The organism is Sphingopyxis sp. Root154, assembly GCF_001427105.1.
Classification (GTDB): Bacteria; Pseudomonadota; Alphaproteobacteria; order Sphingomonadales; family Sphingomonadaceae; genus Sphingopyxis.
The window spans coordinates 156,727-180,793 of sequence record NZ_LMGI01000004.1 but is presented as its reverse complement, the minus strand read 5'-3'; the positions used below and the strand labels follow the sequence as shown (position 1 = coordinate 180,793).

Genomic DNA, 24,067 nt, shown 5'->3' with positions numbered 1-24,067 from the left:
GGGTGGCCTAAAGGAAGCACCGGGTAGGGTATGATGAAGACAGGAGTCGAACCCATGCGTCACCTCATCCCGGCACTTCTTGCCGCCGCAGCCATCGTGGTCGCCCCCGCCGCCACCGCGCGCGAAAAGCTTGCTCCCGAGGACCAACTCGCCAAGCTGCTCGAAGGCCGCGTCGCGGGCGAACCGCAGAATTGCATCCCGCTTTCGACGACGCGCAGCTCGCAGATCATCGACAAGACGGCGATCGTCTACCGGGTCGGTAGCACCCTTTGGGTCAACCGTCCCAGGGGCGGCGCCGAATCGCTCGACGACGACGATATTCTCGTCCTCAAGACGTCGGGGAGCCAGCTGTGCAGCATCGACACCCTCGAACTGCATGACCGCACGAGCCATATGTACAGCGGCTTTGTGTCGCTCGGCGAATTCGTCCCCTATCGCCGCGCCAAGGGCGAATGAGCCCGGGCGCGGTTGCGCGCCCCTGGTTCCATATTAAAGTCGTCATCCCGGCAAAAGCCGGGATGACTCTTTCAGGGAACCGACGATCTTGACCGAAAACGAAAACGCCCCGCCGCCCACCGACTGGGCCCGGCAACTCCTCGCCTTCTGGTTTGATAACCATGGTATGGACGATTGGTACGGCGGCGGCGCCGAATTCGACGACGCCGTCCGCGATCTGGCGGAGGGCTGGCACGAAGCGTTGCGCTCGCAGCCCGCCGAAGCCTTCCTGACCGATCCCGACACGGCGCTCGCCGCGACGATCCTGTTCGATCAGGTCCCGCGCAACATCTATCGCGGCCACGCCGACGCCTTCGCAACCGACGACCTCGCCCGCGCGATCGCGCACGGTATCGTCGCGCGCGGCTGGCACGAAAACTGGCCCGACGAGCGGCGTCAGTTCGCCTGCCTGCCCTTCCAGCACAGCGAAAATATGGGCGACCAGCGCGAATCGCTGCGCCTGTTCGCGCAGTTCGACGATCCGATGTTCCAGGACTATGCCCAAAAGCATTTCGACGTCGTCGACCGCTTCGGCCGCTTCCCGCACCGCAACGCGGCTCTCGGCCGCGCGACCCGCGCCGACGAGGAAGCCGCGATAGAAGAGGGCAAGAATTGGTGATAGGCCTGCACCGATACGGAGAACAGCCATGGAATTCACCGATACGCTGACCGACAAGCATATCGCCTTCATCGAAAAGCAGCCGGTCTTTTTCACCGCGACGGCGGCCGAGGGCGCGCGCATCAACCTGTCGCCCAAGGGCTATGCCGACAGCTTCAAGATTCTGTCGGACCGACAGGTCGCCTATCTCGACCTCGGCGGTTCGGGCAATGAGACACACGCGCACCTCGCCGCCGACGGGCGCATCACGATCATGTTCTGCGCCTTCGACCGCAGCGCGCTGATCCTGCGCATCTATGGCCGCGGCCGCCCCGTGCTGCCGCAAGATGCCGAGTGGGACGCGCTCGCCGCACACTTCACCCTACTTCCTGGCACACGCCAGATTTTCGTCATCGACGTCGAAAGCGTGCAGACTAGCTGCGGCTGGGGCGTGCCGATGATGGAGTTGCAGCACGAGCGCGACACGCTGCAGAAATATCACCGCCAGGCCGACCGCGCCCTGTGGGTCGAAAAGTTCAAGGAACGCGACCGCAGCATCGACGGCCTGCCGACGCGCCCGACCGACCGTTTCATCGTGGGCGACGCCTGATGCCGCTCGTCGAGCTAGTACGCCTGCCCAACGGCGCCGAGGCCGAATTGCTGCGCGGCCGCCTCGAAAGCGCGGGGGTCCATGCGGTGTGCTTCGACGCGGGCATGAATATCGCCGAAAGCGTCGGCTTGCTCATTCCCGTGCGCATCATGGTGCTCGACGAGGATCTGGACGAAGCGCAAGCGCTGATCGCCGAATTTGAGGCTGGCGGGAACGGAAGTGCGGCCTGAGCGCTTGAAAAACACGTCATGATCAAGGTCGCCAGTTACAATATGCGCAAGGGCATCGGGCTAGACCGGCGCCGCGACCCCGGCCGGGTGCTGTCGGTGCTCGGCGAACTCGACGCCGATATCGTCGCGCTGCAGGAAGCAGACCGCCGTTTCGGCACGCGCGCAAGCGCGATCCCGCCGCATATGTTCGAAGAGCATAGCGACTATGTCCCCGTCGACCTGCTCAGCGGCCGTCCCTATGCGATCGGCTGGCACGGCAATGCGCTGCTCGTGCGCAAGGGCGCCGTGGTCGAGGAAAGCCACGCGCTCCACCTGCCGACGCTCGAACCCCGCGGTGCCGTCGCGGCGACGATCCGTATCGGCGAGACGCGGCTGCGCGTCGTCGGCATGCACCTCGACATTTCGGGGCTGCGGCGCCGCCAGCAGGCGCGCGCGATCCTCAATCATGTCGCAGAGGGCGAGGAATTGCCGACGATCCTGATGGGCGACTGCAACGAATGGCGGCCGCGCGGCGGCTGCCTTGCCGATTTCGGCGAACGCCACCGGCTTGTCGAGACCGGCCACAGCTTCCACAGCCGACGCCCGGTCGCCAAACTCGACCGCATCTTCGCGACCCCTGATCTCGAGGCGATCGATGCGGGCGTCCACCAGAGCCCACTTGCGGCGCGCGCATCGGACCATCTGCCGATATGGGCGCGGTTCAAGGCAGCCGATCGCCCTGCCTAAAATTTAGGCAAAAGCCTGCCTCCCCTGCTTAGCGAACGAACGATTGTTCGCTGTGGACGCCATTAAACCGTCGTAAAATGTCAACTTCCGCGCCCCCCGCGCAATCTGGCACGCCCGTTGCAGTGCAACATGGTGCCATTAGCAAAAGGGGGCGTCATGAAGCTGATCTTGGCCATCATCAAACCATTCAAGCTCGACGAGGTGCGCGAGGCGCTCACCGGACTGGGCATCGCCGGCATGACCGTGACCGAGGTCAAGGGCTTCGGCCGGCAAAAGGGGCAGACCGAAATCTACCGCGGCGCCGAATATGCCACCAACATGGTGCCAAAGGTGAAGATCGAGCTCGTCTGCGACGACGCGCTTGCACCGCGCGTCGTCGAGACGCTGCAGCACACGGCCGGAACCGGATCGATCGGCGACGGCAAGATTTTCGTCCTGGACGTGGGTCAGGCGGTGCGCATCCGCACCGGCGAGACCGGCGAGGCGGCACTGTAATGACGAAGGGGGAAACTATGACGTTCGCAAACAAATTTGCGGCGGGCGCCGGGGCCATCGGCCTCTCGCTGTTCGCCGCGCTGCCCGTCTGGGCGCAGGAAGCCGCCGCGGCGGCACCTGAACCGGTGATCGAAGCTGTAGTCGATAAGGGCGACACCGCCTGGATGATGACCTCGACCGTCCTGGTGCTGCTGATGATCCTGCCGGGCCTCGCGCTCTTCTATGGCGGTCTGACGCGCACCAAGAATATGCTCTCGACGATGACGCAGATCGGCGCCGCCGCCTGCCTCGCGATGATCATCTGGGTGATCTACGGCTACGGCCTCGCCTTCGGCCCCGAGGGCAATGCCTTCATCGCATGGGGCAAATTCTTCCTCGCCGGCGTCACGCCCGACAGCCTCGCCGACACGTTCAGCGACGGCTTCAAGCTGCCCGAATATGTGTTCATCAGCTTCCAGATGACCTTTGCCGCGATCACCCTCGCGCTGGTCCTCGGATCGGTCGTCGAACGCATGAAATTCGCGGCGGTGATGGTGTTCGGCGCGATCTGGCTGACGATCGTCTATTTCCCGATCGCGCACATGGTGTGGGCGGCGGGCGGCCTCTTCTTCGAAATGGGCGCGCTCGATTTCGCCGGCGGCACCGTCGTACACATCAACGCGGGTGTCTCGGCGCTTGTCGCCGCGATGATCCTCGGCAAGCGCATCGGTTACCAGAAGGAAATCATGGCGCCGCACTCGCTGACCCTCACGATGGTCGGCACCGGCATGCTGTGGGTGGGCTGGTTCGGCTTCAACGCCGGCTCGGCGCTCGAAGCCAATGGCTCGGCCGCGCTCGCGATGATCAACACCTTCGTCGCCACCGCTTCCGCCGCGCTGTTCTGGATGCTCGCCGAAAAACTCGCGGGCCATAAGCCTTCGGCACTCGGCTTCTGTTCGGGCATCATCGCCGGCCTCGTCGCGGTGACCCCGGCGGCGGGCAATTCGGGCCCCTTCGGCGCCATCATTCTCGGCGCCGTCGCTTCGCTGATCTGCTTCTATGCCGTGACGGTGCTCAAGCCCAAGCTCGGCTATGACGACTCGCTCGACGCCTTCGGCATCCACGGCATCGGCGGCATCGTCGGCGCGATCGGTACCGGCATCGTCTACGCCCCGAGCCTCGGCGGCCCCGGCGGCGACGATTTTGCGATGGGACCGCAGCTTGTGACGCAGGTCTCGGCGGTTGCTGCGACGATCGTCTGGGCCAGCGTCGGCACCGTCATCGCGATCTATGTCGCCAAGCTGCTCACCGGCCTCCGCGTTTCGGAAGAGGTCGAACGCGAAGGGCTCGATCTCGGCGAACATGGGGAGCGCGCCTACAACTACTGACGAGACAGGATACCCGTCGCCGCACGTCTCTCTCCTTTCAAACGGCGGCGGCGGGATCCTACCGAGGTTCCTCCTGCGAACCACTGGCCGGGACACAGGTCCCGGCCTTTTTTTATGGCGGGAATGGCCGCGAGCGCGGGGCACAGTCCCGTCCATTTTTGTCATTTTCTTACTGTGGCTGGCGCGCAACATGTCCCGGCCTTTATTTCGCGCAATATTCATGCGCCATTGCGTAATGGAAACAAGAAGCGCACCCTCCCGCCCGGACCAGCGTAGATTGGCCATCAGGAGGAGGATTATCATGAATGCACGAGCATCTATGCTCGCGGGCTTGTCGTGCCTTGCGCTTGCAAGCACCCCGGCAGTGGCGCAGGACGCGCCTGCGAACAGCTATGACGGCAACGAGATTATCGTCACCGCGACCAAGCGCGACGCGAGCCTGCAGGACGTTCCCTTTTCGATCAACGCGCAGACCGAACAGGCGATCGAGCGCGCAAACGCGAGTACGGTCGAGGATCTGTCGCGCAACGTCGCGGGCCTGACGGTCCAGAATCTCGGGCCCGGGCAAAGCCAGGTGTCGGTGCGCGGCGTCTCGGCGGGCCAGATCGCGCGGGACCAGCCGGGCGTGAAGGAACAGGTTGGCGTCTATCTCGACGAATCGGTCGTCTCGCTGTCGCTCTTCACCCCCGACCTCGACCTGTTCGACCTCAACCGCGTCGAGACGCTGCGCGGGCCGCAGGGCACGCTCTTCGGCTCGGGTTCGGTCGGCGGCACGCTCCGCTACATTACCAACCAGCCCAATCTCGACGGCATCGAGGGCAAGGTCGAAGGCAATGTGAACCTCGTCGACGGCGACGATTTCGGCGGCCACCTCAAGGGCGCGATCAACCTGCCATTGAGCCCCAATCTCGCGATGCGCGCGGTCGGCTATTATACGCGTTACGCGGGCTTCATTAATGCGCTGCGCGAAGGCGGCGGCGAGAGCGAGGACGTCAACAGCGGCGAACGCTATGGCGGACGCTTCTCGCTGCTGTGGAAACCTGCCGAGAATCTGTCGATCACCCCGCGCTTCGTCTATCAAAAGGTCAAGACCGACGGCTTCAACCGGCAGGAGGTCTATAACCTCTTCGCCAACCAGTTCACGACGACGCGACCGCAGGTGACCTTCAAGGAACGCCAGCAATATCTGCTGCTCGACGAGGCGTTCGAGGATGAGGTCAAGCTCTTCGACCTGACAATGAGCTATGATGGTGACGTGATCGGCGTGACGTCGGTGACGACCTATACCGACCGCGACATCCTCGTCAGCCGCGACGCGAGCGCGCTGACGGGCAGCGTTTCGGCCGACCTCGGTTTTCCGGTTGCGGGCATATTGTTGCCCTCGAACCTTGTCGACACCACGGGCGTCAAGCAATTCACGCAGGAATTGCGGGTGAACTCGGCGGGAACCGGCCCCTTCCAGTGGCTCGTCGGCGGCTATTATGCCAACGTCAAACGTGACTATACCCAGCGCCTTCCGACGCCGGGTTATGACGTGTTCACCGATGCGAGGTTCGGCGCGGGCACCTCGGCGGCGCTCGCCAACGGCTTTGGTCCCGATTCGCCCTATAACGCCGACATCCCTTATGACCTGTCGCAGATCGCTATTTTCGGCGAGCTGAGCTACGACCTCACCGAAGCCTTCACCGCGACGCTCGGCGGTCGTTATTATGCTTTCGACGAAAGCCGGCGTTTCGTATCGGGCGGGCTATTCCCCAACGGCGACAATGCCCGCGACAAGACCTCGTCGACCGGCTTCTCGCCGCGCTTGCTGCTCAGCTACGATGTCGCCGACGGCATCACGCTCAACGCGCAGGCGTCGAAGGGCTTCCGCCTCGGCGGCGTCAACGATCCGCTCAACCTGCCGCTGTGCGACGGCGGCGTGCCGAACGGCCCCGACGCGCAGACCTTCAGCGGTCGCCCGCGCTACGACGACGAAACCTTGTGGAACTATGAAGGCGGGGTGAAGGCGCAGTTCGGTGGCATCACCTTCAACGCCGCCGGCTTCTATACCAAGATCAACAATCTGCAGGTCACCGCCGATGCCGGCAGCTGCTCGTCGCGTATCGTGTTCAACGCCGACGCACACACGATGGGGCTCGAGTTCGAACTGTCGGCCAGCCCCTTCACCGGCTTCGATCTCGGATTGTCGGGCAGTTATGTCGAGGCCGAATTCGATTCGACGCTCACGCGCCCGAACGGGACGGTGATCGAGGGCATCCGCAACGGCAACCGCCTGCCCTCGGTGCCGAAGTTCCAGATGGCGGCGAACGCGACCTACAGCTTCCCGCTCGATGCCTCGTCGGACACCAACGCCTTCGTCACGGCATCCTTCCAGCATGTCGGCAGCCGCTACACCCAGCCCGGCGACCAGGAAAACAACCCGCGGACCTTCGTCCACGGTTTCACCTTCGGCGGCGCGCCGATCGCCTCGGCGACCACGCTCGACCTCAAACTACCCGATTATCAGCTGGTGAACCTCGGCGCGGGGATCGAGTTTCCGAACGAGTTCGAAATCTCGGTCTATGTGAACAATCTGCTCGACGAAAATGCGCTGCTCGCCTTCGATCGCGAACGCGGCGGGCGCGCGCGCCTCGGCTTTGCGACGAACCAGCCGCGCACTTTCGGCGTCACCGTTCGCAAGGGCTTCTGAGGGGAGAAATGGGCCGGACGCGGACGCGTTCCGGCCCATTTTTACGCTCTGAAATGTTGCACAAAATTTGCGCAGCATTGCCGCAATTTTAGCCTTCCCAACATGACATTAATATGGCATTCATTGCGTCAACAGTTTCAGGAGGGGAGAGCCTGAAAGGCTGGGCCGGGACGCAAGTCCCGGCCCTCTTTTTTTGTGCGCAGCACGGGTATCGGCCAAAATCGTCAGTTTTCAGGGATTTGTGCGCGTGTAGCGCAGCATGGCGAAGACGCGCCAGCTGCCGTCGTCCTGCAGAATCGAATCGCTGACGACGAGTCTTCCACCCGCTTCAAGGGCATAGGTCGATCGGCCGATCTCGACATCGGCGCTGCCCCAATGTGTCCACCATTTCGCCGCATTGACCCCGCCCGCGACCGCGCGTGTGCGGCCAGTGCTGTCGGTCCATTTCCCGCGCACGCGCCCCTTCGCATCGAACGCGTAAGTCGCCTCGGCCGAATAGACGACGCGCCGCGTCCCCGCGATGCCCAGACGATAGGCGAGCGTCGTCGTCCCACCCTCGCCCGGCGCGATGGCGAGCGTCGCGGTCGCGGGCTTGCCGAACGCCTCGCCGTCACCCGCCCAGCTTCCGTGCCAGGCGGCGAGCGAAGGGGCTTCGACGGTGGGCGCGGCCGGCGCGACGAGTGCCGCCACCGCCCACCCGAGCGATATCATGCCGCGATCTCGGACTGCGAGAACATGAAGGCGTTACCGTCGGGATCGTAAAAAGTGAGCAGCTTCACCAGCCCCGGAATATGCTGGATATCGCCGTCCTGCCGCACCCCCTCGGCGTCGAGATGCGCCTTCGCCTCCTCGATATCGGCGACCTCGAACACATTGGTCGCGCCGCCGCCCTGCACGACCGCCTCGACCTGGCTGAGCCCGATATTCACCCCCGCCATCGGCGTCTTGAGCTCGCACCAGCCGATCTCGTCGGCGCGGTAGAGCAGCGTGCAATGCATTACCCGCTCGTACCAGGCGATCGACGCCGTCATGTCCTTGACCCCCATCGAACAGGTAAGCTCGGATCCGATCTGAAGCGCCATATATTCCTCCCTTTTCGCGAAGCGTCGAGCCGCGCGGAGAATCGCATGGCCCATATCGCTTGCTTCACTGGTCCGGTTTGTATAGTTAGTTGCAAATGCCGTCAACCACGCCCGACCCCGTGCTGATTCAGCTCGGCAGCCATCGCTGGCTAGTGCCGCTGCTCGCCGATCTGGCAGCACACAAGGGGGCGCGCTTCGTTGAACTGATCCACCGGTTAGGGCTTTCGCGCGACAGCTGCGCGCGCACGCTGGAGGCGGCCACCGCGATCGGCTGGGTGCAGCGCAACCCGGGCCACGGCCACCCGCTCCGCCCCGAATATATCCTGACCGAATCGGGTGCCGCCGTCGCCGCGCGCGCCGCAACGATCAGCGAAGCGCAGTCGGAAATCGGCCTGCCACCGGGCGCCGCGACGCGCTGGGGACTTCCGCTCATCGTAGGGATCGGCGCGGGGCATGACCGCTTCAACGCGCTCTCGCGCCTGCTGATCCCTGCCACCCCGCGCGCGCTGTCGCAGGGCCTGACTGCGCTAGGGAAGCACGGGCTGGTGACGCGCGAAATACTCGACATGCGTCCGCCGGCCAGCCGCTACGACCTGACGAAACGCGGTACGCTGCTCGCCGCAGCCTGCACCGCCTAGTTCAGCGCGGCCTTCACGAAATCGGCAGCGCGTTCGCCAATCATGATGCTCGGCGCGTTGGTGTTACCCGACACCAGCCGCGGCATGACGCTCGCGTCGGCCACCCAAAGCCCGTCGATACCGTTCAGCTTGAGCATCGGATCGACCACCGCATCGGTGTCATTCCCCATCCGGCACGTCCCGACGGGATGGTAGACGGTGTCGGCGCGGCTGCGGATCAACGCGTCGAGCGCCGCGTCATCGTCGATATTCACCGGGTGCCGGTCGGCACCCGCATAGTCCGCGAGCGGGGGCGCCGCCGCGATGCGGTGCATCATCCGCACTCCCGCCCGCAAGGTCGCCATGTCACGTTCGTCGGTCAAAAAGCCCGGGTCGATCGCCGGCGCCGCCGCGGCATCGCCCGACGCGAGCCGCACCGTCCCGCGGCTCTCGGGCCGCAGCACGCAGGCGTGGCACGAAAAGCCATGACCCTTGACCTTGGTGCGCCCATGATCCTCGAGCATCGCGGGCACGAAATGATATTGGATGTCGGGCGCGGGCAGGTCGGCGCGCGATTTCCAGAAGCCCCCCGCCTCGGCAAAGCAGGTCGTCATGATCCCGCTGCGTTTCGTCCGGTGCTCGAAGATCGCCTTCACCATCCGCCAGGTGCCGCCGAGGCTGTCACCGAACGGCTCGGTCGAACGTGTCTCCCAGCTCGACACATAATCGATATGGTCCTGCAGATTGTCGCCGACCCCCGCGCGGTCGAGCATCACCTCGATCCCCTTGTCCTTGAGATGCGCGCCCGGACCGATCCCCGACAGCATCAATATCTGCGGGCTGTTGAAGGCGCCGGCCGACAGGATCACCCCGCCCCGCGCGCGCAGCGTCTCGCGGCGTCCACCGCGCCGGATCACCACCCCCGTCGCGCGCCCGTCCTCGACGAGTATCTTCTCGACGAGCGCGCCGGTTCGCACCGCGAAATTGCCATGCTCGCGCAGCGGCTCGACATAGGCGCGCGCCGCCGACCAGCGTTCGCCGCCCTTTTGCGTCACCTGATAGAGCCCAAAGCCTTCGTTGCTGGGGCCATTGAAATCCGCCGTGCGCGGCAATTGCAGCGACGCCGCGCTCTCGATGAAACGCCGGCTTGTCACATTGGGCCAGCGCTGGTCCATCACATTGAGCGGGCCGCCGCTCCCGTGGAATTCGTCGCCGCCGCGCTCATTGCTCTCGCTCCGCTTGAAGAAGGGCAGCACGTCGGCATAGCTCCAGCCCGTCGCGCCAAGCGCCGCCCACTGGTCATAATCGAAGGCATGGCCGCGGATATAGACCATCGCGTTGATCGCGCTCGACCCGCCCAGCCCGCGCCCGCGCGGCTGGTATCCGATGCGGCCGTTCAGACCCGCCTGCGGCACCGTCTCATACTGATAATTGGACGATTTCGGAATGAAGGGCATGAAGCCCGGGGTCTTGACCCGCACCGTGTCGTTGCGCCCTCCCGCCTCGACCAGACATACCGTCCGCTTGCCGTCCTCGGCCAGCCGCCCCGCCGCCGCACTCCCCGCGCTGCCGCCGCCGATGACGATGATGTCGAACTGATCCATGCTTGCGACTCTCCCTCGCGCCGCCTGCTGGCGGTCGCCCGGATGCTTACATGAATGTCATTAGGGGGTGAGGCAAGACCAATACCGTCGCCCCCGCTAAGGCGGCGGCGCTATCGATGTAGGGCAAGGCCGACAACGGCCATCGCCGTCGCGGCGGGCGACGATATTTACTCCGCCAGCTCGTCCACCGGCCGCCCCGCCGCCCAGCGTTCCTTGATCATCGCGCTCGTCGCGCGGCTGCCGTCGTGGCTCCAGCCGGGCTCGCGCCACATATAATCGAGCTTGTGCTTCCACGGCGCGTGCCAGACATCCTTCGCGATCCCGACCCATTCATGCACCGCGGCCCATAATATGTTGAAGCTGCCAAGCTGCTTGACGATGCCGTAACGCACGGGTTCGTCGTCGCGTTCGGCGACGAAGCTGCCGAACATCTTGTCCCAGATGATGAACACGCCCGCATAATTGGCGTCGAGGTAGCGCGGGTTCACGCCATGATGGACGCGGTGGTGCGACGGGGTGTTCATCACCGCCTCGAACCATTTGGGCATCCGCCTGATCGCCTCGGTATGTATCCAGAACTGGTAGATGAGGTTCAGACCCGCGCAGAAGAACACCATCGCGGGCGGAAAGCCGATCAGGAACAAAGGCAGGCGGAACAGGAAGGTCAGGCTGAAAAAGCCCGTCCACGTCTGCCGCAGCGCGGTCGAGAGATTATAATGCTGCGAGCTGTGGTGGATGACATGGCTCGCCCAGAACCAGCGCACGCGGTGCGCGCTGCGGTGAAAGACGTAATAAGCGAGGTCGTCGAGGAAGAAGCAGAGGATCCACGCCCACCACCAGCTTTTGAATTCGATCCCGATGTCGAACAGGCGGTATTGGTACACCCACACCGACGCGCCAATCACCGCCGCACCGACGAGAGCGCCCGCGATCTGGCTCACCGTGCCGAGCATCAGCGAGGTCAGCGTATCGCGCGCTTCGTACCGGCTTTTGTCGGCGCGCAGCGAAATGATCATCTCGGCGATCAGAAGCAGGATGAAGGCGGGAACGGCGTAGGTTACCGGATCGGGCAGCTTATCCACGGCTGAACTCGCGCATCCGGCTGGCCCACATCCCCGCATCCTTCCCCAATTGCAGCGTCACCGCGCCGAATGTCTTCTCCGGCGTCGTCAGTGTCAGGAAATCCTTGTCGAGCCGCCCGATCACGCTGGCGTCTACCGGCCGCGCGGCAAAGAAATTGCCATGCGCGCGGACCAGCATCATCCGTCCCTCGGCATTGCGCACGATCGCGGCAAAGCCCGCCCGGTCGCGCGCGACCTCGACCCCGCGAAACCCCGCCTCCGCCTCTTCGGCCAGCCGGATGGCGTGCTCGGCATCGGCAATCCGCGGATCGCCGCCGAGCCCGATCTTCCCGACCAGCCAGGCGACGAAAAACACCGCGATCAGCGACCCGCCCAGCTGGATCAACGCGGCTTGCGTCATTTTTCCCCCGCGAGCGCGTCCAGCATCGGCCGCAGCGCGGTAAGGTCATAACCCGCATTCGCGGCCGCCTCGACGATGCCATCGACGTCGTCGCCGGCGCGTGCGCGCGTCAGCGCCCACAGATGCGTCGAGCGGGTGCCCGAACGGCAATAGGCGAGGATCGGCCCCGTCGCGTCACCGAGCAATGTGTCGAGCGCATCGATCTGCGCATGGCTGAAGCCCGCATGGCCGATCGGGATCGCGGCATAGGCCAGCCCCTCGGCCGCCGCGGCGTGCGCGATATCGTCACCCTGCGGCGCCGAAGGCTCTTCGCCGTCGGGGCGATTGTTGATGAGCAGCGCAAAGCCCGCGGCCTTGGCCTCGGCAACATCCTCGATGCTGATTTGCGGGGCGACGCTATAGTCGGCGGACAGGGTTCGAAAATCGCTCATGCCAGCGATCTACTCCTGCCGCCCGCTTGCTGACAAGCATGAAGGTGGGGCATGAAGGTGCGTTGCCACTTTCCTTGCCCCGCGCTTCACCTATGGTCGCGATCATGAACGAACATTTCGACTGGGCCTTCGGCTACTGCGCGGCCCGTGGATACGCCCAACCTGTTGCCGCCACGCTTCCCTCGGCACTGTGGTTCGATGTCGGCAAGCCCGACCAGGCCGGCCGCTTCATCCTCGGGAATGCCTCGGGCGAAGCCGCAACCGCCGCATTCGCCGCGGTCGAGGCGCCGCACACCTATGTCGACATCGCAGCCACGCGCGATGCAATCCTTCCGCATATCCCGCCGCACTGGCAACCGCGTGATCCGATGTGGCTGATGGTGGCCGGGACCGATATGCCCGCAGCGCGGCCCACGCCCGATTTCACGGTCGAAGTCGCTGAAAGCGCCAATCGTTTCGAGGCGATCGCAAGGCATGCCGACGGATCGCTTGCCGCACGCGGCGTGCTCGGCATCCACGGCACCACCGCCGTCTATGACCAGATCGTGACCGAACCGCAGTTCGGCCGCCGCGGGCTCGGCTCGGCGATCATGGCCGAGCTCGGCCGTCAGGCCGCCCGCCGCGGCGTCACCGAGTGCCTTCTGGTCGCCACCAGTGACGGCAAGGCGCTCTACGAACGGCTCGGCTGGACGCTGTGCAGCGACATCGTTTCGGTCATTTCACCGCCCGCCTGAGGCCCCGCCGCCTCGCGCACCGGTCCGCGCGAAACCACCTCGCGAAAGCGCTCGGCATAGTGCGGATGCTCGGTCCCCATCCACTTGTCCCACCAGGTGAAATAGAGCCCGTAATTGCGATTGAACCCGCCGCTATGATGCAAATCATGATGCGTCGTCGTGTTGATCCAGCGCGTCAGCGGGGTCGACAGCCACCAGCGCGGATGCAGCTCGAACCCGGCATGACCCATCGCGTTGCGGACGATCTGGAAATTGATCCACAGGAACATCACCCACGCCGGGGTCGCGACGAAGAATAGCCAGATCGGCACGAACAGGATCATCACAAAGGCCTCGGGGATCGCGAAGCTGTACGCCGCCCACGGCGTCGGCGTCACCGAACGATGGTGCGCGCGGTGGAACGCCTTGAACAGCCGGGGGTGATGCATCGCGCGGTGGACCCAATAGAAATAGGCGTCGTGCGCGACGATGATCGCCGCGAGCAGCGCCATGTCGCCCAGCACCCCATAACTGCCCTGGAAACGATGCAGCACCCCGCTGTCGACGCCCCAGACAATGAACAGCGAGGCGAACAGATAGACGCCGACGGTCTGCAGCGATTGCAGGAACTCGCGGCGCCTGTCGGCGGCGGTCGCCTCACGCCCCTGAATCTTGCGCGCGGCAAGGTTAGAGCGGCGCAGCCCCCAGACGATCGCGCTCGTCACCCCCGCCGCGGCGAGATAGCGGCCGAAGTCGAAGGCGAAGATCGCCGAACCCTTTTCGAGCAGGATCGCGAGCGGAGGCAGGTCTTGAATCATGCAGGCATCCTTCGAATTGATGCCCGCTTTCAGCAGCTTTTCCCTGCCCCCGCGCCGCGATCTCGAAAATCGGCTAGCCGATTCCGGAATCAGCGAGCCGCCCCGCCCGATAGGCGCTCGGCGTCATTCCCTCGGCATCGCGAAAGGCGCGATTGAACGGCCCCAGCGAACCAAAGCCCGCGTCGATCGCGATCGTCAGAATCGGCACCTCGCGCTGCGCCGGATCGGCGAGCGCCGCGCGGATCTCGTCGAGGCGGAAGCTGTTCAGGAACGCCGTGAAGTTGCGAAAGCCCATCTCGCCGTTGATCGCGCGCCGCACGCGATATTCGGGCTCGCCGAGTTGCGCCGCTAATATGGTGATCGAAAAGCCTTCGGCGCGATAGGCGCGTGCTTCCGCCATCACCGCGTGCAGCCGCTGCGCGAGCGGCGAGGGCGTGGCGGGGGGCTCTGCCCGCTTCTGCGGGAGTCCGGGCGCGGCGAACAGTTCGGCGAGCCGAAAGCGATACAGGCCGACCGACACGATGAAGGTCGCAATCAGGATCGCGATCAGCGTCACCGACCGCCCCATATCGGGCGCCGAACCGTGGCCATCGAACATCTCGATAAAGGTCACGAGCAGGATGAAGCCGCCGATCGCGCAAACCAGCGCAGCGCGAAAGCCGCGCCGCGCCTCGATCAGGTCGTTCGTCCGTCCGCGCCACGCGATCCACATTCCCGCCACCGCAAAGGCGAACATGCCGATACGCACCAGCACCCAGATCTCCATGCTGAACGATCCCCTCGCGGCGATCAGCGCGACCTGCGCCAGCGGCAGCACGCCGAACGCGGCGACGAGCAGCCAGCTGCGCCAGCCGATGCGTTGCTGGTCGTCGAACCACAGCCGCACGAACAGCCAGAAGAAGGCCGGCACCATCACCGACAGCGCGTCGCAGATGGCATAAGGAAAGCGCGCCGGGCCATCGGGCCTAAAGACCGGCACGAGCAGATAGGCGATGATCGCAAGGTTCATCGCGACCGCGACGCGCGCGGGGAGGACATGACGATGGTCGCGCGCCAATATGGCGATCCACAGCAGGAACAGCGCGATCGCGCCGCCACGAATCATCGGGTCGAGGATCAGGAGCGACGCCATCGCGTTCTGCTACTGCAAGCCACGTCGGCGCGCCACCATCGCTGCCGCACCGCAACGGGTCATTGCGCCGCCAGTTGCCGAAGCTGCCTGCCCTGCAGTTTCTGCATGGCCAGCTCGCGCGTCGTCTCGCGGCACTGCCGGGCCACCCGGCGCGCCTTGAAGCTCAGATGCTCGACATCGCTCCGGCACGCGATCCTGATGGCACGCTCAATCCGGCGCTCCGCGGTCTTCACGTCGCCGGGCGCTCTGAGGTCGAGCGCGCGCATATCGACACGAACCGTCGTGGTTGTGTCCGACGCCTGTACCACCATCGGCGCCCAGGCGAGGCATCCGGCGACCAGCGCGGGGATCAGTCGGTGTTTCATGGTCGAAATCCTTTCATCGATCGGCGGCGAAAGGGAGAGCGGCCGCGATGAAAGCACAGGTGGCGACGATCGGCGCATCGGTCGCGCCGCGTTCGGAATATGGCTAGCCGTTTGTGAAATCGGCGAGCCGGGCGGCCGGTTACCGGCTTAAAATTGCCGGATCACATTCAGAAACGCATCGCCCCATGCCTCGAGCTTCTTGCCCCCGACGCCCGGAATGTCGGCCAGCGCGCTCCGTGTCGCGGGCCGCTCGCTCGCCATCGCGCGCAGCACCGCGTCGTGAAAGATGACATAGGGCGGCACCCCGGCCTCGGCCGCTAACTCGCGCCGCATCGCGCGGAGCGCATCGAACAGCGGATCGCCGACGGGGTTCGCCGCCGCGCGGTCCGCGCGGCTCGTCCGCCCACCCTCGCGCTGCGTCCGCTTCACCGGCGGCTCGGCCATCAGCACCGCGGTCTCGCCCTTCATCATCGCGCGCGCTGCGGGGCCGAGCATCAGCCCGCCATGCTCGGTCGTATCGAGCGCCTCGCGCGCCATCAGGCTGCGCACCAGCGGCTTGATCAGCCGCGCTTCCTCGCCCGCGACGATCCCGAACACCGACAATTTGTCATGCCCGCGGCTCGCGATCCGCTCGTCGCTGCGCCCGGTCAGCACCGCCTCGATATGCCCCGCACCAAAGCTCTGCCCGGTACGGTACACCGCCGAGAGCAATTTCTGCGCGAGCACTGTCGCATCGACCTGCGCCGCGGGCTCGAGGCAATTGTCGCAATTGCCGCATCGCTCGGGCGGGTTCTCGCCGAAATGCCGCAGCAGCAGCGCGCGGCGACATTCGACCGTCTCAACCAGCGCCGCGAGCGCGTTCAATCGCACCCGCTCGCCCGCGACGCGCGCCTCGGGCAATTCGGAGAGCCGCATGCGCGCCCGCGCGAAATCGTCGGCGCCCCACAGCATCATCGCCTCGGCGGGGTCGCCGTCGCGCCCCGCGCGCCCCGTCTCCTGATAATAGCTTTCGATCGATTTCGGCAGCCCCGCATGCGCGACGAAGCGCACGTCGGGCTTGTCGATCCCCATGCCGAAGGCGACCGTCGCGGTGACGATCCCGTCCTCCGACGCGACGAAATCATGCTGGACGCACGCGCGCCGTTCGGGGTCGAGCCCGGCGTGATAGGCTGCGACGCTCCGCCCCGTCGCCGCTGCGATCTGCTCGGCGAGCCGCTCGGTGCCATTGCGCGTCGGGGCATAGACGATCCCCGGCCCCGGATTGGCAGCGATAAAATCGACGAGCTGCTTCGCCGGGCTGATCCGCGGGCGGACCGCATAGCGAATGTTCGGCCGGTCGAAGCCCGCGAGGATCAGGCCATCGCCTGGAATCCCGAGCTGAACGAGAATATCCTCGCGCGTGTGCTTGTCGGCGGTTGCCGTCAGCGCAAGCCGCGGCACCCCCGGAAAGGCATCGAGCAGCGGGCGCAGCAGGCGGTAATCGGGGCGGAAATCATGCCCCCATTCGGATACGCAATGCGCCTCGTCGATCGCGAACAGCGCCGGCGTCTGCGCCTCGAGCAAGGTGCGAAACCCCTCGCCCGTCGCGCGCTCTGGCGCGACATAAAGCAGGTCGAGCTGGCCGTCGCGATACGCCTGCCGCGTCTCGGCCCAGTCGGCATCGACGCTGGTCAGGCTCGCAGCGCGAATCCCCGCCGCGCGCGCGCCGCGCAGCTGGTCGTGCATCAATGCGATCAGCGGCGACACGACGACGACGCAGCCGTTCAGCGCGACCGCGGGCAGCTGGTACGTCAGCGACTTGCCCGCGCCCGTCGGCATCACCGCGAGCGTCCGCGTACCCGCCATCACGCGATCGACGACCTCGCCCTGACGCCCGCGAAAGGCATCGAAACCGAAGGTGGATTTGAGCAGCGGGAGAAGAGCGTCGGCGGACATTGTCGAAGGGCGATAGGGCGGATGATGGGGAGAGGGAAGCCCCGGACTCATCCAAACGGGCAACAAACCCACCTCGAGATTGGAGCTTATGCTAGAGTCAGCATCGCCCGCTCGGCCATCCGCGACGCCGTCTCGCGCTCGGCCATCACGACATGGTCGGCGCCGCGGCGCACCAGATCGTCGACCTCCTCGTCCGAATGCGCGCGCGCGACGATTACCAGCTTCGGATTGATCGCGCGCGCGCGCCGCACGATCGCGCCCGCCTCGACCCCCTCGGGGATCGCGATCAGCAGCGTGGACGCGGTGTCGAGCCCCGCCTGCCGCAGGATGCTTTCCTTCGTTGCGTCGCCGACGATCACCGTCGCCCCGGCCTCGCGCGCCGACACGGCCATATCCTTCTGATCCTCGATCACCGTGAGTCCCTCGCCGCGCCCGCAGATCAGGCTGCCGATATGGCTGCCGACACGGCCATATCCGATCAGCACGACGCCGGCGTTGCACGGTGCGGGCGCATCCTCGCCCTCCGCTTCCGCTTCCTCCTCCTCGGCCTCGGCCTCGGCGTCGCGCATATATTTTACCGCGAGCGAAAAGAGGATCGGGTTGAACAGGATCGACAGCAAGGACCCCGCGAGGATCAGGTCTCGCCCCGTTTCGGGCAGCACCTTCAGCCCGACGCCCAGCCCCGCGAGGATGAACGAAAATTCGCCGATCTGCGCGAGGCTGACCGACACCGTCAGCGCGGTTCCAGAATTATGACCAAAGGCACGGACGAGCGCATAGGCAGCGACCGACTTGCCGACGACGATGATCGCGACCGTCGCGAGCACCGGCCCCGGCTGCTCGACGAGCACCTTGGGGTCGAAGAGCATGCCGACCGACACGAAAAACAGCACCGCGAACGCATCACGCAGCGGCAGCGTCTCTTCGGCGGCGCGCCGCGACAACTGCGTTTCGCCGAGGATCATGCCCGCGAAGAAAGCGCCCAATGCAAACGACACGTCGAAAATCACCGCCGCGCCGAAGGCGACCCCAAGCGCGATCGCGAGCACCGCCAGCCGGAACAGTTCGCGCGATCCCGAATGCGCGACCCAGTGGAGCACCCACGGCAGCACCCGCCGCGCGATCACGAACATGAAGGCGCCGAAACCGACGACCTTGATCAGCACGATCGCCGCCGACTGGATCAGCCCCGCGCTCCCGCCCTCGTCGCCGCGGTCGCCGAACATCGCGGGCAGCAGCACAAGCGCGAGCACCATCACGAGGTCTTCGACGATCAGCCAGCCGACCGCGATCCGTCCCTTTTCGGTCTCGACCATGTCGCGCGCCTGCAGCGCGCGTAGCAGCACCACAGTACTCGCGACCGACAGCGCCAGCCCGAACACCGCGCTGCCCTCAACCGACCAGCCGAGCCACAGCCCGAGCATCATGCCGAGCGCGGTCGCGACCGCGATCTGCGCGATCGCCCCCGGCACCGCGATCTTGCGCACCGACAGCAGGTCTTTCAGCGAAAAATGCAGCCCGACCCCGAACATCAGCAGGATCACGCCGATCTCGGCAAGCTGGAGCGCGAGCCCGGTATCGGCGACAAAGCCCGGGGTGAACGGCCCGACCAGCACCCCCGCGAGCAGATAACCCGCGATCGGCGAAATCCTGAGCCGGTGCGCCAGCGCCCCCATCAGGAACGCCACGCCCAGACCGGCGACGATGGTTCCGATCAGGCTGGTGTCATGCGGCATGCCCTTGCGTAAAGGGCGCGGGCGCGCGGGGTCAACCCAAGGCAAGTAATTTAGTCAAATTGAACGGTCAGGCCGCGCGAATCCGTTCCGCGTCGTCGGCATTATCGCCCTGCGCGACCGAGCGGCCGGGCCGCCCGATCAGGAAGCCCTGCGCCTCGTCGCAGCCTTCGCGGCGGAGCACTTCAAGCTGCTGCGCGGTCTCGATCCCCTCGGCGAGGATCGGGATCGACAGGCTTTTGCCGAGCGCGAGCACCGCGCGCAGGATCGCGGTCGACTGGATATTGCCCTCGAGCTCCGCGGCGAAGAAGCGGTCGAGCTTGATCTTGTCGAACGGAAAGGCGCGCAAGGTTTCGAGCGACGAATAGCCCGTGCCGAAATCGTCGAGCGCGACGCCGATACCGAGCGCCTTGATCTGGCGCAGGACGTGCAACGCGCGTTCGCGGTCGGCGATGATCGCGGTTTCGGTCAGCTCGATCTCCAGCCGCCGCGGCGGCAAGCCGGTGTCGAGCAATATCTGATGAAACAGGCGCGGCAGGTCGACATGCGCAAGCTGGAGCGGCGATACATTGACCGCGACCTTCGACGCGTGCGGCCACGCCGCCGCATCGGTGCAGGCGCGCCGCATCACCCATTCACCCAGCGCGAGGATGAAACCGTTCGCCTCGGCGAGCGGGATGAACACCGCCGGCGGGATCGCGCCGCGAACCGGGTGCGTCCAGCGCAGCAGCGCTTCGTAACCGGTGACCTCGCCCGTCGTGACCGAGGTCTGGACCTGATAATGGACGTCGAGTTCGCCGCGGTCGATCGCGCCGCGCAGGTCGGCGGCGAGTTCGCGCTGGTCGCGGATCGCCTCGTCGAGCTGCCAGTCATAATAGCATGGCGCGGTCGCGGCGTCGGCCTTGGCGCGGTACATCGCGAGGTCGGCGTTGTTCGACAGCATCTCGGCCGTCGCCGCATCGTCAGGGAACACCGCGACCCCGATGCTCGCGCCAAGGCGCGCCTCGAAATCGGGGAAGACCAGCGGCGCCTTCAGCTCGGCATCGAGCCGCGCCGCGAACGCCGCCAGCTGCGCGCGGTCGGTAAAGCGCGTCAGCGCGACGAACTCGTCGCCGCCGAGCCGCGCGACAAATTCATTATGCCCCAGCGTACCGCGCATCCGCTGCGCGAGCCGCGCGAGCACCTCGTCGCCCGCTTTGTGACCGTGGACGTCGTTGATTTCCTTGAAACGGTCGAGGTCGATCGCGCACAGCCCGACGCGTTCGCCCTTCACGATCGCGCCGCCGATCTGCCGCGCCAGTTCGGCGCGAAAGGCGACGCGGTTGGGAAGCCCCGTCAGCGCGTCGTTCATCGCCATATGCGTCAGCTCGCGCATCGCGTCCGAGCGCGTCTGGCGATCGAGCATCGCAGCAAAGACCCCCGCCGCGATCACGATCCCGCCGACGAGCACCGTCGCGAGCGCCAGCGCGTTGAACTCCGCCGGACGCAGCGGCGTCTCGTCGAGCGCCATCGGCGTGATCCGCATCGCGGTCATCGCCAGGAAATGGAGCGAGGCGATCGCAAGCACGATCAGCCCCGTCGCCAGCGGCACGCGGAAGCGCACCGCCCGGCTCGTGCGCAGCACCGTCAGCGCGGCGGCGGCAAAGACCATGCCGCAAATCACCGCCGCAGCGACATAGGCATTGTCCCAGGCGACGATGCCATCGACGCGATAGGCGGTCATGCCGGTAAAATGCATCGCAGCGATGGCCGCGCCGAACAGCATCCCGCCGATCGCCCCGAAAACTTCGTCCTTGCCCCACGCGGCGACCGCGAAGCCGATGAACGAGCCGACCATCGCGACCATCAACGAAGCGATGGTCAGCACGGGATCGAGCGTCACCGGCGCCTTCGCCTCAAAGGCGAGCATGGCGACGAAATGCGTGCACCAGATCGTAGCGCTGGCGGCGACCGCAACAAGGAATGCCCAGGCGATTCCCTGCCTTCGCTGCGCATCGCGCGCGCGTTCGAACATCTGCACGATCGCAAAGGCGCCGACGCAGCAGATCGCGACCGCCAGCGCAACGAGCCACGGATCGTGGTCGATCGCGATACACATCGCCAGCCTGATCAAAATCGCACCTTTCGCCTCGACATCCGTCTACGGGACGGATTGGTCCCCAAGGGTCAATTGGTGGAAATCACTTACAAAATTGTAAATACCGTAGCCGGCGCGCCGGGGGGCCGTACTAAGCCTCGACGGTTCCCTCGTCGCGCTCGGCCTGCTGGCGCGCCCACATGTCGGCATAAAGCCCGCGCATGCGTAGCAATTGTTCGTGCGTCCCCGTCTCGGCGACGCGGCCCTTGTCAAGCACGACGATCCGGTCGGCGCCCGTCACCGTCGACAGGCGGTGCGCGATGACCAGGGTCGTGCGCCGCGCGGCGATGCGTTCGAGCGTGTCCTGGATCGCTGCCTCGGTGCGGCTGTCGAGCGCGCTCGTCGCCTCGTCCAAAATCAGCACCGGCGGGTTCTTGAGCAGGGTGCGCGCGATCGCGACGCGCTGCTTCTCGCCGCCCGACAGCTTCAGCCCGCGCTCGCCAACCTCGGTATCATACCCCTGCGGCAGGATCGCGATAAAGCCGTCGATCGCCGCGCCCTCGGCCGCCGCAGCGATCTCGCCCGCGCTCGCGCCCTCGCGGCCATAGGCGATATTGTAACCGATACTGTCGTTGAACAGCACCGTGTCCTGCGGGACGATGCCGATCTCGGCGCGCAGGCTTTTCTGCGTGACCTTGGCGATATCCTGCCCGTCGATTGTGATCCGCCCGCCCTGCGGATCATAGAAACGGAACAGCAGCCGCGCGATCGTCGACTTGCCCGCGCCCGACGGCCCGACGATCGCCAGCGTCTCGCCCGCACCGACGGCAAAGCTCACGCCGTTCAGAATCGTGCGGTCGCGCTCATAACCGAAGACGACATTGTCGAACGCCACCGCGCCGCCATTCACGACCAGCGGCCAGGCATCGGGCGCATCGCTGATCTCGGACGGGGTGTCGATCAGGCGGAACATCGCCTCCATGTCGATCAGCCCCTGGCGGATCACGCGATAGACCATGCCGAGCATGTCGAGCGGGCGGAAGAGCTGGGCCAAGAGCGTGTTCACCAGCACCACGTCGCCGACCTGAAACTGCCCCTGCGACCAGCCCCATACGGTGTACGCCATCGCGCCCGCGAGCGCGATATTGGTGATCAGGCTCTGCCCCATGTTCAGCCAGGCGAGGCTGTTCTCGCTCTTCACCGCGGCGCGTGCATATTGGTCGGCGACGTCGCGATAGCGCGCTTCCTCGCGCGCCTCGGCGCCGAAATATTTGACCGTCTCGTAATTGAGCAGGCTGTCGACGCTGCGCCCGATCGTCAGCGTGTCGAGGTCGTTCATCCGCGTGCGCAGCGCGTTGCGCCAGTCGGTCACCTTGCGCGTGAAGATGATATAGACGACCACCATCAGCGCGGTTGCACTGGCCAATCCAAAGCTGAACTTGGTCCAGAAGATGATGAGCACCGCGAGCAATTCGACGATTGTCGGCGCGATGTTGAACAGCAGGAAATAGAGCATCGTGTCGATGCTCTTCGTCCCGCGCTCGATCACCTTGGTGACCTCGCCCGTCCGCCGCGCGAGGTGGAAGCGCAGGCTCAGCGCGTGGAGGTGGCTGAAGGTCGTGATCGCCAGCTCGCGCGTCGCATCCTGCCCGACGCGTTCGAACACGACGTTGCGCAAATTGTCGAAGAGCACCCCGGCAAAGCGCGCGCCAGCATAAGCGAGCACCAGCCCGATCGCGAGCGCGACGCCCTCCTCCATCCCCGGCACCATCTTGTCGATCGCGGCGCCATAGAGAAAGCCCATCGACAGCTGCACGCCCTTCGACGCGAGCACGATGAGGCCCGCGAGGACAATGCGGACCTTCGCCTCGGCCTGTCCCGCCGGCCACAGATAGGGCAGGAAGCGCTTGAGCGTCGCAAGGACGGGCGGCTCGCGCGAGGCGTCGGCGGAAGTGGAGGTGTCAGGCGGCATGCGCGCCCCATGTAGGGGCGCACGCGCTGAACGCCAAGCAGTTCACCGCAACGAGCGGATCAGACCGCTAGCGCGACTCGCGATCGCCCGCGTGACGGATGATGCGGTCGATCAGCCGCCGTTCTTCGGATGTCGGGGTCGGCACGATCACGACAGGAGGTTCCTGACGGCGGCCGAACAAGGGGCGCCGGGGCGGGACGATCGGGGAAAAGCGCATGGGGGCTGCTTTCGACTATGCGGCGTCGCCCCCCGGCTCCGCGGATGATCTGGTCCCGCACCCTTGGTGAAGGCGCGTGGTTGCAGCCCGGTTAAAGGCGTTGGTTACTGCTTTCTTTCCGGTACCGTGAAAGTGCCGGTGACGCGCCCGCCCGTGCCGCCCTGCACCGGATTGCCGTCGGGGCCGCGCGCCGCGCCGCGCCCGTCGACCGTCGCGCGGCCGCTGTTGAGGTCGATGACCAGCCGCCCGCCGCGCAGGTGGTTCCCACGCTGGCGCAGCTCGACATTGCCGACCATCGTGATCAGCCGCCGGTCGAGGTCATAGATGGCGACATTGCCTTTTGCCGTCTCGTCACCCTTCACCACCGTCACGCCGCCGGTGGCGTCGAGCCGGTTTACGTCGGTGCCACCGCTCCGCGTATACGCGACCGTCATCCGCGGTGCGGTGACGGTGAGTCCCGCCTGCGTCACGCGGACATTGCCGGCGAGAACGACGCGGTCGGCGCGGTCCTGCACCTCGATGCTGCCCGCCGCGAAATCGACCGGCGCCCCGCTGTTGTGATTGGCGAGCGCCTGCGCTTGCGCGACGTCGCCGCCGCTACCCGACGACAGCAAGGCAAGGCTGGCGAGTGCAAAGCCGGCGCCCGCAAGCGCCACGCTCTTCATCGGCGATACGC

25 protein-coding genes are annotated in these 24,067 nt (G+C 65.8%); 10 read left to right on the top strand and 15 right to left on the bottom strand.

Annotated features, from left to right (window positions below; all coding sequences use genetic code 11):
• Positions 1–54: 54 nt before the first annotated feature.
• The 8 genes from ASD73_RS20550 to ASD73_RS20515 all read left to right on the top strand — a co-directional run bounded on the left by ASD73_RS20550 (position 55) and on the right by ASD73_RS20515 (position 7,213).
• Positions 55–456, top strand: a complete 402-nt coding sequence (locus ASD73_RS20550) for a hypothetical protein (RefSeq protein WP_056367802.1) — start codon at positions 55–57, stop codon at positions 454–456.
• Positions 457–544: 88 nt separating this feature from the next.
• The gene (locus tag ASD73_RS20545; RefSeq protein ID WP_235534628.1) at positions 545–1,114 is read left to right on the top strand and encodes a DUF924 family protein; all 570 of its coding nucleotides are present in this window, start codon (positions 545–547) and stop codon (positions 1,112–1,114) included.
• A gap of 28 nt (positions 1,115–1,142) precedes the next feature.
• Entirely contained in the window at positions 1,143–1,703 is a 561-nt protein-coding gene (locus ASD73_RS20540; RefSeq protein WP_056367796.1) for a pyridoxamine 5'-phosphate oxidase family protein, read from the top strand.
• Complete coding sequence (locus ASD73_RS20535; protein WP_056367795.1) at positions 1,703–1,933, top strand: putative signal transducing protein; 231 nt, start codon at positions 1,703–1,705, stop codon at positions 1,931–1,933. The genes ASD73_RS20540 and ASD73_RS20535 overlap by 1 nt, the downstream gene beginning before the upstream one ends.
• Before the next feature lie 18 nt (positions 1,934–1,951).
• Positions 1,952–2,659, top strand: coding sequence for an endonuclease/exonuclease/phosphatase family protein (locus ASD73_RS20530; protein ID WP_056367792.1), 708 nt, complete (start codon positions 1,952–1,954; stop codon positions 2,657–2,659).
• A 156-nt stretch (positions 2,660–2,815) separates the two neighbouring features.
• On the top strand, positions 2,816–3,154 hold the full coding sequence (locus ASD73_RS20525; RefSeq protein ID WP_056367782.1) for a P-II family nitrogen regulator: 339 nt from the start codon (positions 2,816–2,818) through the stop codon (positions 3,152–3,154).
• A gap of 17 nt (positions 3,155–3,171) precedes the next feature.
• A complete protein-coding gene (locus tag ASD73_RS20520; protein ID WP_056367781.1) occupies positions 3,172–4,521 on the top strand; it encodes an ammonium transporter in 1,350 nt (449 codons plus the stop codon).
• Between the two features lie 301 nt (positions 4,522–4,822).
• Complete coding sequence (locus ASD73_RS20515; protein WP_056367779.1) at positions 4,823–7,213, top strand: TonB-dependent receptor; 2,391 nt, start codon at positions 4,823–4,825, stop codon at positions 7,211–7,213.
• Between the two features lie 231 nt (positions 7,214–7,444).
• On the opposite strand, the gene ASD73_RS20510 is transcribed toward ASD73_RS20515, so the two are convergent.
• On the bottom strand, positions 7,445–7,924 hold the full coding sequence (locus ASD73_RS20510) for a hypothetical protein (protein WP_056367777.1): 480 nt from the start codon (positions 7,922–7,924) through the stop codon (positions 7,445–7,447).
• On the bottom strand, positions 7,921–8,295 hold the full coding sequence (locus tag ASD73_RS20505) for a VOC family protein (RefSeq protein ID WP_162248179.1): 375 nt from the start codon (positions 8,293–8,295) through the stop codon (positions 7,921–7,923). The genes ASD73_RS20510 and ASD73_RS20505 overlap by 4 nt, the downstream gene beginning before the upstream one ends.
• 95 nt (positions 8,296–8,390) lie before the next feature.
• Between ASD73_RS20505 and ASD73_RS20500 the strand changes: the two genes are divergently transcribed.
• On the top strand, positions 8,391–8,933 hold the full coding sequence (locus ASD73_RS20500) for a winged helix-turn-helix transcriptional regulator (protein ID WP_056367773.1): 543 nt from the start codon (positions 8,391–8,393) through the stop codon (positions 8,931–8,933).
• Here ASD73_RS20500 and ASD73_RS20495 read toward each other — a convergent pair.
• The 4 genes from ASD73_RS20495 to ASD73_RS20480 form a co-directional block, all read right to left on the bottom strand.
• On the bottom strand, positions 8,930–10,516 hold the full coding sequence (locus tag ASD73_RS20495) for a GMC family oxidoreductase (RefSeq protein WP_056367771.1): 1,587 nt from the start codon (positions 10,514–10,516) through the stop codon (positions 8,930–8,932). The two genes, ASD73_RS20500 and ASD73_RS20495, sit on opposite strands and share 4 nt — an antisense overlap.
• A gap of 167 nt (positions 10,517–10,683) precedes the next feature.
• Positions 10,684–11,598 carry a sterol desaturase family protein gene (locus ASD73_RS20490; protein WP_082521744.1) on the bottom strand — a complete coding sequence of 305 codons (915 nt, stop codon included), beginning with the start codon at positions 11,596–11,598 and terminating at the stop codon, positions 10,684–10,686.
• Positions 11,591–11,998, bottom strand: coding sequence for a hypothetical protein (locus ASD73_RS20485; RefSeq protein WP_056367766.1), 408 nt, complete (start codon positions 11,996–11,998; stop codon positions 11,591–11,593). The genes ASD73_RS20490 and ASD73_RS20485 overlap by 8 nt, the downstream gene beginning before the upstream one ends.
• Positions 11,995–12,429, bottom strand: coding sequence for a TIGR01244 family sulfur transferase (locus ASD73_RS20480; RefSeq protein WP_056367765.1), 435 nt, complete (start codon positions 12,427–12,429; stop codon positions 11,995–11,997). The genes ASD73_RS20485 and ASD73_RS20480 overlap by 4 nt, the downstream gene beginning before the upstream one ends.
• Before the next feature lie 104 nt (positions 12,430–12,533).
• Between ASD73_RS20480 and ASD73_RS20475 the strand changes: the two genes are divergently transcribed.
• Positions 12,534–13,163, top strand: a complete 630-nt coding sequence (locus tag ASD73_RS20475) for a GNAT family N-acetyltransferase (protein WP_162248178.1) — start codon at positions 12,534–12,536, stop codon at positions 13,161–13,163.
• On the opposite strand, the gene ASD73_RS20470 is transcribed toward ASD73_RS20475, so the two are convergent.
• From ASD73_RS20470 to ASD73_RS20435, 9 genes are all read right to left on the bottom strand, one after another.
• Positions 13,100–13,960, bottom strand: a complete 861-nt coding sequence (locus ASD73_RS20470) for a sterol desaturase family protein (RefSeq protein ID WP_082521742.1) — start codon at positions 13,958–13,960, stop codon at positions 13,100–13,102. The genes ASD73_RS20475 and ASD73_RS20470 overlap by 64 nt on opposite strands.
• A 73-nt stretch (positions 13,961–14,033) precedes the next feature.
• Complete coding sequence (locus tag ASD73_RS20465; protein ID WP_056367760.1) at positions 14,034–15,092, bottom strand: AraC family transcriptional regulator; 1,059 nt, start codon at positions 15,090–15,092, stop codon at positions 14,034–14,036.
• A 59-nt stretch (positions 15,093–15,151) separates the two neighbouring features.
• Positions 15,152–15,457 (bottom strand): UrcA family protein, encoded by a 306-nt coding sequence (locus ASD73_RS20460; protein ID WP_056367759.1) that lies wholly within the window; start codon positions 15,455–15,457, stop codon positions 15,152–15,154.
• 147 nt (positions 15,458–15,604) lie between these two features.
• Positions 15,605–17,392 (bottom strand): DNA helicase RecQ, encoded by a 1,788-nt coding sequence (recQ, locus tag ASD73_RS20455; protein ID WP_056376150.1) that lies wholly within the window; start codon positions 17,390–17,392, stop codon positions 15,605–15,607.
• Positions 17,393–17,478: 86 nt separating this feature from the next.
• Positions 17,479–19,128: a YbaL family putative K(+) efflux transporter gene (gene ybaL / locus ASD73_RS20450; RefSeq protein ID WP_056367756.1), complete on the bottom strand. Its 1,650-nt coding sequence runs from the start codon at positions 19,126–19,128 to the stop codon at positions 17,479–17,481.
• Positions 19,129–19,195: 67 nt separating this feature from the next.
• Positions 19,196–21,238 carry a putative bifunctional diguanylate cyclase/phosphodiesterase gene (locus tag ASD73_RS20445; RefSeq protein WP_235534627.1) on the bottom strand — a complete coding sequence of 681 codons (2,043 nt, stop codon included), beginning with the start codon at positions 21,236–21,238 and terminating at the stop codon, positions 19,196–19,198.
• Between the two features lie 115 nt (positions 21,239–21,353).
• Positions 21,354–23,174: an ABCB family ABC transporter ATP-binding protein/permease gene (locus ASD73_RS20440; RefSeq protein ID WP_056367755.1), complete on the bottom strand. Its 1,821-nt coding sequence runs from the start codon at positions 23,172–23,174 to the stop codon at positions 21,354–21,356.
• A 67-nt stretch (positions 23,175–23,241) separates the two neighbouring features.
• On the bottom strand, positions 23,242–23,391 hold the full coding sequence (locus ASD73_RS22875) for a hypothetical protein (RefSeq protein WP_156377490.1): 150 nt from the start codon (positions 23,389–23,391) through the stop codon (positions 23,242–23,244).
• Positions 23,392–23,495: 104 nt separating this feature from the next.
• Positions 23,496–24,056 carry an LptA/OstA family protein gene (locus ASD73_RS20435; RefSeq protein ID WP_056368255.1) on the bottom strand — a complete coding sequence of 187 codons (561 nt, stop codon included), beginning with the start codon at positions 24,054–24,056 and terminating at the stop codon, positions 23,496–23,498.
• Between the last annotated feature and the right edge of the window lie 11 nt (positions 24,057–24,067).